Here is a 10,229-nt window from a genome sequence, read left to right on the forward strand (position 1 = left end):
ATCATGACCACCTTCATCGAAGCCCGGGCCGAGGCCAAGGCCCGCGAGGTCGCCGCTGAGACCGACGCGAAGATTGCCGCTCGGGACGCCACCGTGGAGCGCAAGATCCGCGCCCGTGAGGCCGAGGCTGAGCTGGCGCGCAAGCGTGCCGAGACGGCCCTGGCTGAGCGTGAGGCCAAGGCTGCCGCAAAGGACGCTGAGGCGGCTCGGAAGGCGCAGCGGCGCGCCCAGCGTCGCGAGGCCCGCGCGGCCCGCCGCTCCGAAGCGCTCGCCTCGGTCATCGGTTACGCGCGCGGCAACGCACCCGCTGTCTACTCCGCCGGGATCTACGGCATGGCCCTGTACGTAGCCGTCTCCGGTCAAATCTCGGTCGCCACCGAACGCGGCTGGCCGGTGCTGATCGGGATCGGCATGGCCGCCTTCCTGGAAGGCACCGCGCTGTCGATGGCGCTGACGGCCCATCAACAGCGCCTCAAGGGCGAGCGGGCCTTGACCCCGCGCGTCATGACCTGGGTCGCCGCCGGGTTCGCCGCCGCGATCAACTTCGGCGCGCACGCCGACGACCTGGTCATGGCCGCCGTCCTCGGCGCCTCCAGTCTGGCCGCCATCGTGGTGTGGGAGGTCCGCTCCGGCGCCAAGCACCGCGACGCCCTGCGCCGCCTTGGACTCATCCCCGACCCGCCGGAGCGGTTCGGGTGGCGCCGCTGGGTCCGCTACCCGCGCTCGACCTTCGCGGCCTGGAGCTTGGATGTGCGCTCGCGCGCCGGGACCGGCGCGGCTGAGCTGCTCGCCCGGGTCGATGCCGACCGGACCGAGCGCCAGGCCGCCAAGGCCGCCGAGCGGCGCGAAGCCGAAGCCACCCGGACCGCCGAGCGCGACGCGAAGACGGCCGAGAGGGCCGCGCGCCGCGACGCCGCGAAGCTGGCCCGCTCGGAGCGGAAGGCCACCAAAGGGGCTGACCGGACCGCCAAGGACGTAGCCACCGATCGGCCCGACGCCGGGGTTTCCGCCAAACCGCGTCGCCGGGCCCGTACCGCTACGGCCAAGTCCAAGCGCGCCATGGCCGACGACGCGGCCCTGGTCGCCAAGTTGCGGGCGATCGCCGAGGAGACCGGTACGGCCGTCTCGATCAACCGCGCCCGTACCGAACTGGGCGTAGGCACCAGCCGAGCCAAGCGCCTGCTCACCCTCGCCGCCGCATCCGCCACCGACCCGGCCGCCGAGGCCTCCAACTGACTTACCGCTCAGGTGGGGCCGGGCCGCTGCTCGACCGGCCCCACCGCTACCGCCCCGAACTGGAAGGGAGCCAAACACAATGACTATGGAGAACTTCGACTGGCGGGCCGCCGAGGACGACGTCAACGGTCGCAAGCCCGAGATCGAGACCATCGAGCCCGACGAGGACGGCCGCGCCGACGCTGGCGCGGTCCCGGTCGACGACGCAGCCGCGCACGCGGCGTGGCGCGCACCGGTCACCGCTAAGCGCGCGCCGATCCTGCCGGTGTGGGCGAAGTCCCGTACCGGTCTGCTCACCGAGGCGTCCCGGTACGGGCGGCTCGCGGCGTACCGGTGCGCGTACCACGCCGTGCGCGTACCGGTCTATGGCGCGCGGCTGATGGCGTGGGCCCCGATCGGTACGGCCCGCGTGGTCGGATCGGTCCTGCGGTGGGCCTCGGACGCCGAGGGCCGCCCGGCCCGCTCCGACGCCGTGTCCGGTCACGACTGGCAGGCCTACCAGTCGCTTGCCAGGCTGCGGGACCGTCGCGTCCGGTTCCGGGGGTTCGTGTGCGCGTGCACCGGCCTCGGTCTGGTCGGCATCGGTACGGCCGTCGCCCTCGCCGCCCCGCCGCTCGCCGCGTGGGGGACCGGCGCGGCCGTCGTGGCCGGGCTCGGTCTGGCTGGGAAGCCCGCCGACAAGCCGCTCGTCACCCGCGCGGTGGTCAAGGCCAAGCTGCGGCCGCTCACCGCGCCGATGGTCGAGAAGGCCCTGACCCGCTTGGGGATCGCCTCGCTCAATGCCGCCGCGAAGGGCGACGAGCGGATCCACTTCCCCGACCCGATCACCCGCGACGGCAACGGCTGGCGGGCCGTCATCGACCTGCCCGCCGGGACCACGGCCGGTGAGGTCATCGACAAGCGCGACAAGCTCGCCGCCGCCCTGGCCCGTCCGCTGGGCTGTGTGTGGCCCGAAGGGCAGTCCGAAGTGCACCCCGGCCGCCTGGTCCTGTGGGTCGGCGACAACGACCTGGCCTCCTCCAAGCCCGTGGCCTGGCCGTTCGCGAAGTCCGGCACCATCGACCTGTTCCGGCCCTTCCCGATCGGCGTCGATCCCCGGGGCCGGACCGTGACCGGCGAGCTGATGTACACGAACTGGTTGGTCGGGTCCATCCCGGGCATGGGCAAGACCTTCCTGGTCAAGCTGCCCGTGCTCGCCGCCGGGCTCGACGAGCGCGCCGAGGTGTGGGCCTTCGAGCTCAAGGGCACCGGTGACCTGTCATTCGCCGAGGCCTACGCGCACCGTTACGCCTCCGGCTTCGACGACGAGGAGATCGAGGCCGCCCTAATCGCCCTGCGTGACCTCAGGTCCGAGTGCAAGCGGCGGGTCCGCATCATCAAGGGCCTGCCCAAGGACCTGTGCCCTGAGAACAAGGTGACCCCCCAGTTGGCCTCCCGCAAAGACCTGGGGTTGCACCCGCTGGTCGTGGCGATCGACGAGTGCCAGGAGCTGTTCACCCACGCCGAGTACGGCAAAGAGGCCGCCGAGCTGGCCGAGAAGATCGTCAAGCTCGGTCGGGCCCTGGGGATCACGCTCATCCTTGCCACGCAGCGCCCCGACAAGGACTCGCTGCCCACGGGCGTCTCGGCGAACGTCGGGACCCGGGCGTGCCTGCGGGTGATGGGGCAGGTCGAGAACGACATGATCCTCGGGACGTCGGCCTACAAGAACGGCGTGCGCGCCACGATGTTCACCAGCCGCGACAAGGGCCTGTTCTACCTCGTCGGCGCTGCTGACGAGGCGCAGATCGTCAAGGGCGCGTTTGTCGACGGCCCGCTCGGCGAGGCCATCGCCGCCCGCGCCCGGGCCCTGCGCATCGCCCGGGGGACCCTGTCCGGTCACGCCGCAGGCGAGACGGCCGAGGTCGAGGGCCCCAAGGCCAACCTGCTGGACGACCTCGCCGCCGTGTGGCCCGCCGGAGAGGCCAACGTGTGGAACTCGGTTCTGGTCGATCGCCTCGCGACCCTGCGTCCCGAGGTCTACGGCGCGTGGGGCGAGCTGCCCGACGAGGACAAGACCGAGACCCTGACAGCCGCCGTCAAGCCCTACGGGCTGGCTTCCAAGGGCGTCTCGCGCCGCTCCGGCAACCGCCAGATCGGCCGTCGCGGCCTGGCTAAGGCCGACCTTGACGCGGCCCGCGAGGGCCGGACGGGAGGCCGCTAAGGGCCGCTAGCGCTAGCGGGCCCGCCGCTACCGGTAGCAGGCCCGCTAGCGCACAAAACCACCACTGACCAGGGCGCTAGTAGCTAGCACCCTCACCCGACCTCACCCAAAAACCGCTCGAAAGGAGCACCCGTGACCCTCACGCTCGTCGCTACCGCCTTCAGTCTCGCCGTCGCTTACGCGCTGCGCTGTTGGGCCTTTCCTTACGGCCGCTGCGTCTGGTGCCGAGGCGACGGCATCCGGGGCGGCACCTACTGCCGCCGCTGCGACGGCTCCGGACACCGCGTCCGCCTCGGCCGCCGCATCCACGACCGCATCCGCGCCGAGTACCGCAACGGCACCCGCTGATCCACCACGGCCCGGCCTCACAGGAGGCCGGACCCGATCCGAATGGAGCGACAACCCATGAGTGACAACCATCTGTTGAAAGCGGCCCTGGCCGCCGCCCGGCGCGGCTGGCCGGTCTTCCCGCTCGTGCCCGGCGGTAAGCGCCCTGCGATCAAGCATTGGGAGGCCCGCGCCACCACCGACCCCGAGCGGATCGTGCGGTGCTGGAGCGCGGGGGAATGGAACATCGGCCTCGCCTGCGGCCCCGCCGGGCTGCTCGTGGTCGACCTCGACCGGCCCAAGGGAGGCCAGGAGCGCTACAACGCCGACGGCTCGATCTACACCGGGGCCGTCGGTTATGACGCCCTCGCCGCCGAGGCGAACGGTGCGAGCGGGTTCGGCGAGACGTTCACCGTCGCGACGCCGAGCGGCGGCTGGCACCTCTACTTCACTCGGCCCGCCGAGGCCGAACTGCGCAACACGGCCGGATCGCTCGCCTACCTCGTCGACACCCGCGCGAGCGGCGGCTACGTCGTAGCGCCCGGCTCGATCACCGATGCCGGCGTCTATGCCGCGATCTACAAGACCGCTGCCGCGCCGCTCCCGGTCTGGCTCGCTGAACGCCTCGCCCCGACCCCGAGAGCGCCGCAGCGCCGCCCGAACCAACCGACCCCGGCCCCGCTCAGGGCACAGCGCTCAGGGAGGAGATCGGCACGTATGGAGCGCTACCTGGCCGCCGCCGTCGACCGCGAAACCGCCTCGGTCTCCCAGGCCGCCGAGGGAGGACGGAACCACCGCCTCTACTGCGCCGCTGTCGCCCTCGGACAGCTCGTCGCAGGCGGCTACCTGACCGAACCCGACGCCACCGAGCCGCTTACCGAGGCCGCCGCCACGTGCGGTCTCGGAGTCAACGAGGCCGCCCGCACTATCGCGTCCGGCCTCGCCGCCGGGGCCAAGAACCCGCGCCACCTGCCCGAGAACGACTAAGCCGCGCAACCGGAACCGAAGGAGAACCACCGTGTTCGACCACACCGACACCGCACCGCCCGCCGAGAAGATCGAGCCGTTCGAACCGCCGAAGCGGCGCACTGCCTGGTCTGCCGCCGACCTCATGGCCGAGGTCTTCCCCGAACCGAAGTGGGCCGTGCCCGGGATGATCTGCGAGGGCCTGTCGCTGCTGTGCGGACCGCCGAAGGTCGGCAAGTCCTGGGCCTCGCTCGCACTCGGTCTCGCCGTCGCGAGCGGCGGCAAGGCCTTCGGCGCGCTCGACGTCGACCAAGGGGAAGTTCTGTACCTCGCCTTGGAAGACACCGCGCGTCGCCTCCAAGCTCGCATGCGAACGGTCCTCGCCGGGGCCTCGGCGCCCGACGGCCTCACGATCGTGACCGAGTGCCCGCGGCTTGATCGTGGCGGCGCTGAGGCCATCGACGGGTGGCTCACCGACCACCCGCGCGCCCGCCTGGTCGTCGTCGACGTGTTCGCCAAGGTCCGTCCCGCCCCGGCCCCGGGCATCGGCGCATACGAGGCCGACTACGCCGCCGTCGGCGCGATCAAGCGCTTGGCTGACAAACACGCCGTAGCCGTCCTGGTCGTTCACCACGTCCGTAAGGCGGGCTCTGAGGACTTCCTAGCCGAGGTCTCAGGTACGAACGGCATTGCCGGGGCCGCCGACGCCACGCTCGTGCTCAAACGAGCCCGAGGCCAAGCCGACGGCATCCTGCACATCACCGGCCGCGACGTCGAGGAGATCGAACACGCCCTCTCCTTCAACCCCGCCAACGGAACCTGGCAGTTGCTCAACGGCGACCCGCGCCAGCTCACCGCGACCGACAACCAGTCCACCGTCGTCGCCTGGCTGCGCACGCACCCCGGCTCGGGGCCGAAGGCGATCGCGGAAGGGACGGGCCTGCCTGAGAACTCGGTCAAGACCGTGCTCAAGCGGTCCTCGCTCGACGGGTGGATCACGCAGACACGACGCGGCCAATGGGAGGTCGCCGAGGACGGCACCGAGGCCGAGGAGCTGTGGTGACCCGTTCGGGTCCAAGCCCTCTGAAACCTTGAGCCCTTTGAACCCCTTCACAGGTCAGAGGACACGTAGAGGGGTTCAACGGGTTCAGCAGGACAAGGAAAAGGCCCCGGCGCGAGCTGCAAACCCGCCGAGGCCCTTGAAAGAAAGGTTCTGAGCCCAGCATGACATACGCACAAGTCACTGAGGCGGCCGAGGTCTCGCCACTCTACACACCCGAGGAAGCGGGCCGCGTCCTGCGAATCGGACGCTCCCGGATCTATGACGAGCTGCGCCGCTGCCGACTGCGCTCGATCAAGGTCGGCCGCTCCCGTCGCATCCCCGCCGAATGGCTCAACGAATACCGAACCCTGCTCATCACCGAAGGCACCGAGGAGGACTAGCCATGAGCGACAAGCCGCAGCGCCGCAAGAAGGCCAGTCACGGCGACGGCACCATCTACTGGAGCGACGCCGAAGGCTGCTACATCGGCGAGATCTCTCTCGGTTACAGGCCCGACGGGAGCCGCAACCGTCCGAAGGTCCGAGGCCGGACCAAGGCGGAGGTCAAGGACAAGTTCAAGCAGCTCAAGGAGGATCACGCCAACGGGATCGAGCCGGGGGACAAGTACACGGTTGCGCAGGCGTGCCGTGACTTCCTCGCGCGAGGTCTGCCGCGACAGGAGGAGGGGACGGTCAAGGGCGTCGCCATCCATGTCAACAACCACATCATCCCCGGCCTGGGCAAGGCGAAGCTGAAGCGGCTCACCGCCGACGATGTGGACGACTTCCTATCTAAGAAGAAGACCGAGGTCTCGACCAGCTATCTCGGTCGCATCCTCGGGACGCTGCGACGGGTCATCCGCTTCGCTCAGCGGCGCAACAAGGTGGTGCGCAACGTCGCCGAACTGGTAGAGGCTCCCACTGCCAAAGAAGGCCGACCGAGCAAGGCCATGACGCTTGAGCAGGGGAAGCTGCTGGTGCGCAAGTGCCGTGCGAGCCGAGAGCCCTGGATTTACGCCTACGTGGCGCTTTCGATGTTCACCGGCGTCCGCACCGAGGAGGCCCGGCCGTTGAAGTGGGAGCACACGCACCTCAACCCCGCCAAGGGCGAGCGGTGCTCCTGCCGCCGGGTCCACAAGGAAGACCTGCCACCGCACGTCGAGGTCTGGCGCTCGGTTCGGAAGAAGGGCGACACCAAGACCGAGAAGAGCCGCCGTACTATCGCGCTGCCGTCCTACGTGGTCGCGATCCTCACCGACTACGCGGTGAAGCAATTCGAGTCGCGCAAGCGCAATAACCACGAATACGAGAACATCATCTACGTGTTCGGCACTCGCAACGACACGGTGAAGGACGCACGCAATGTGGCGCGCTACTTCCAAGCGATCGTGACCGACGCCGAGATCGAAGGGGAGTGGGTCCCCCGGGAACTGCGGCACACCTTCGTCTCCTGGATGTCCGACCAGGGTGCGAGCGACGAACTCATAGCTGACCTGGTGGGACACCGGAAGACCTCTACCACGCGCACCGTCTACCGACACCAGCTCCGGCCGGTCATCACCAAGGGCACCGACCTGCTTGACGGAGTCTTCGCGGAGGAGTTCCGAGAGGCCGAATAACACCGGCAATGGCCCCGGATTTGGCGACAGAGAGGGCCCGGCGGATTCCCGCCGGGCCCTCTCTGTGCTGGTGGTCGATACTGGGATCGAACCAGTGACCCCTCGCGTGTGAAGCGAGTGCTCTCCCGCTGAGCTAATCGACCGGGACGGGGTGAAACTCTACCGGAGGCGTTGGAGGAGTGCCGCACTGGGGGCGGGGTGGTACCCGTGGTCACATGTGGGGCGGATTTCGGTGTGATCTCCGTCTTGACAAGGGGGTGTTCAGTCGATAATCTTCGATGCGTTAAATCGTTTCAATTGAGCTTGGCCGGTCACGCGACCCCGTTCGCCACTTCGGCGCGCCCCGACCGGCTTCGCGCGAACTCTAGGAGCCCCTTCATGAGTCCTCCCAAGAAACGCACTCGCATCGCGGCGGTGTCCCTGGTCGCCGCTGTCGCCGGTTCCGGTGTCGCCGTCGCCGCGCATGGGCACGGCGGATCGCATGGTGATGAAGGCAGCGGTGTTCAGCTCGAGAATCTCGATCGGGGCCTGGTCGCGGCCAGCACCGAGAACGGGGTGTTCCTGAGCTGGCGTCTGCTTGCTGTTGAAGTGTCCGGTTATAACGATTCAGGTCTGACCGGCACGGACTTCAACGTCTACAGGGACGGTGCGCTGCTCGCCACCGTCACCGACAGCACCAACTATCTGGACGCGGAGGGCGACGGCGACTCCGAGTACCGGGTCGTCGCGGTCGTCGACGGCGAGGAGGTNGACTTCTCCGATTCGGTGAGCCCGTGGTCGGAGTCCTATCTCGACATCCCCATGCAGAAGCCCGGCGACGGCGTCACGCCCGCCGGTGAGTCCTACACGTATGCGGTCAACGACGTCAGCGTCGGCGACCTNNNCGGNGACGGNNANTACGAGTACNTCGTCAAGTGGNACCCNNNNAACNCNAAGGACNNCTCGCANNTNGGCTACACCGGCNCGNTNTACCTCGACGCCTACACCCAGGAGGGCGAGCGGCTGTGGCGCATCGACATGGGCGTCAACATCCGCGCGGGGGCGCACTACACGCAGTTCAGCGTGTTCGACTTCGACGGNGACGGCGTCGCCGAGGTCATGGCCAAGACCGCNCCCGGCACGAAGACCACGTCGGACGTGGAGGGCGAGGAGCGGTATGTCACCCTGCCCGAGGACGACGTCGAGGCCGGNGTNACNNANGAGGACGACTACCGCCTCNNNGCNGAGGGCTACTACGANCACCTGGTCGNGNTGTTCNNGGGCTGGAGCGAGCATCCCGAGGTCGTGAACGGCGACTGGCCCGCCACCNTNGAGGCNGCNCTNGGNGCCGANGACCNGTTCGACTTCGAGTACCCGCTGTCCCNNGAGNACGCNGAGNCGCTCGNCGACNACTTCATCGACGTCTACGCNCCCTCGCGNTCGNNNNGGAACNANCTGCGGAACTTCGANGGNTNCGTNCTNNCNGGNCCGGAGTACCTGACCGTCTTCGACGGCGCCACCGGCCTGGAGGCCGAGACCGTCGACTATCCCGTGCCGCGCGGCGACGACGGCCTCCTCTGGGGCGACTACGCCATGTCCCGCATCGAGCCGGGCAACCGCGTCGACCGCTTCCTGTCCGCGGTCGCCTACCTCGACGGCGAGCACGCCTCGGCGGTCTTCGCCCGCGGCTACTACACGCGGGCCACCGTGGCGGCCTACGACTGGGACGGCGAGCACCTNACNNAGCGCTGGCTGGCCGANTCNGGCCATGCNNCNATGNNCAACCCGTTCAACGNCGGNCCGCACGGCGTCGAAGGGCCGGATCCCGAGTGGGGCACGCTCACCACGCAGGGATTCCACTCCTTGAGCGCGGCCGACGTCGACGGCGACGGCAGACAGGAGGTCGTCTACGGCTCGGCCACGCTCGACGACGACGGGTCGCTGCTGTACTCCTCGTACGACACGATGCCCGAAGGCTCGGCCGATCCGGGCGCGACCGCCAAGCTCGGCCACGGCGACGCCCTGCACGTCGGGGACCTCGACCCGAACAACGAGGGCTTGGAGATCTTCACCGTCCACGAAGGCGGCCAATGGGCTCCGTACGGCTACGCCATGCGCGACGCCGCCACCGGCGAGGTCCTGTGGGGCGGCTACTCCGGCCGCGACACCGGCCGCGGCATGGTCGGCGACATCGCTCCCGACACGCCCGGCCTCGAAGCGTGGGCCTCGCTTCCGCCCAACGAGGAAGGCGAACCCGAGGGCCTGTTCAGCGCCGCCGGCGAACCCATCGAGGGCCCGACCCCGGGCACGAACATGAGCATCCGCTGGGGCGCCGACCTGACGACCCAGTTCGTCAACGGCACCGCGACCGACGTCCTCCAGACGCCGACCATCGACGACTACACCGACGGCACGGTGCTCGAAGCCGAAGGCACCCTCACCAACAACTGGACCAAGGGCAATCCGAGCCTGGTCGCCGACATCTTCGGCGACTGGCGCGAGGAACTGGTGGTTCGCACGGAGGACTCCTCGGCATTGCGGGTCTACCTGTCGACCGAGGTCACCGAGCACAAGCTCTACACCCTCATGCAGGACCCGCAGTACCGCGTGGGTGTGGCCACGCAGCAGACCGCGTACAACATGCCGCAGTACACGAGCTTCTACCTGGGCTCGGACATGGACTTCGCCGAAGTCCCCCTCCCCGACTTCCACACCCCCGGCGCCTTGGACGAGCTGCGGGACGCCTTCGAGGCCTACGCCGGCGAGCTGCGCTGGTCGGACCGGGTGATCCTGTCGCTCAAACTCTCGGCCGCCGAATGGCAGCTCGAACGCGGCAAGACCGCCCAGGCGATCACCTC

General features: G+C 69.4%; 8 protein-coding genes and 1 tRNA gene. 8 read left to right on the forward strand and 1 reads right to left on the reverse strand.

Going from position 1 to position 10,229, the window contains the following annotated elements:
• The first annotated feature begins 3 nt into the window (after positions 1-3).
• From YWW_RS29135 to YWW_RS0108765, 7 genes are all read left to right on the forward strand, one after another.
• Complete coding sequence (locus YWW_RS29135) at positions 4-1,236, forward strand: DUF2637 domain-containing protein (RefSeq protein WP_051325544.1); 1,233 nt, start codon at positions 4-6, stop codon at positions 1,234-1,236.
• Between the two features lie 79 nt (positions 1,237-1,315).
• Positions 1,316-3,439 carry a hypothetical protein gene (locus tag YWW_RS0108740; protein ID WP_026929833.1) on the forward strand — a complete coding sequence of 708 codons (2,124 nt, stop codon included), beginning with the start codon at positions 1,316-1,318 and terminating at the stop codon, positions 3,437-3,439.
• Positions 3,440-3,571: 132 nt separating this feature from the next.
• Positions 3,572-3,787 (forward strand): hypothetical protein, encoded by a 216-nt coding sequence (locus tag YWW_RS0108745; protein ID WP_026929834.1) that lies wholly within the window; start codon positions 3,572-3,574, stop codon positions 3,785-3,787.
• A gap of 57 nt (positions 3,788-3,844) precedes the next feature.
• A complete protein-coding gene (locus tag YWW_RS0108750; RefSeq protein ID WP_026929835.1) occupies positions 3,845-4,753 on the forward strand; it encodes a bifunctional DNA primase/polymerase in 909 nt (302 codons plus the stop codon).
• Positions 4,754-4,784: 31 nt separating this feature from the next.
• On the forward strand, positions 4,785-5,795 hold the full coding sequence (locus tag YWW_RS29140) for an AAA family ATPase (protein WP_051325545.1): 1,011 nt from the start codon (positions 4,785-4,787) through the stop codon (positions 5,793-5,795).
• Positions 5,796-5,956: 161 nt separating this feature from the next.
• Entirely contained in the window at positions 5,957-6,175 is a 219-nt protein-coding gene (locus tag YWW_RS29145) for an excisionase family DNA-binding protein (RefSeq protein ID WP_035696320.1), read from the forward strand.
• 2 nt (positions 6,176-6,177) lie between these two features.
• A complete protein-coding gene (locus YWW_RS0108765; protein ID WP_026929836.1) occupies positions 6,178-7,392 on the forward strand; it encodes a site-specific integrase in 1,215 nt (404 codons plus the stop codon).
• 68 nt (positions 7,393-7,460) lie between these two features.
• On the opposite strand, the gene YWW_RS0108770 is transcribed toward YWW_RS0108765, so the two are convergent.
• Positions 7,461-7,535: transfer RNA gene (locus YWW_RS0108770), tRNA-Val, on the reverse strand.
• A 235-nt stretch (positions 7,536-7,770) separates the two neighbouring features.
• On the opposite strand from YWW_RS0108770, the gene YWW_RS29150 reads away from it, so the two are divergent.
• A partial coding sequence (locus YWW_RS29150; protein WP_162145927.1) for a rhamnogalacturonan lyase occupies positions 7,771-10,229 on the forward strand: 2,459 nt, incomplete at its 3' end.

This window comes from Glycomyces tenuis DSM 44171, from assembly GCF_000427885.1.
Lineage (GTDB): Bacteria > Actinomycetota > Actinomycetes > Mycobacteriales > Micromonosporaceae > Glycomyces > Glycomyces tenuis.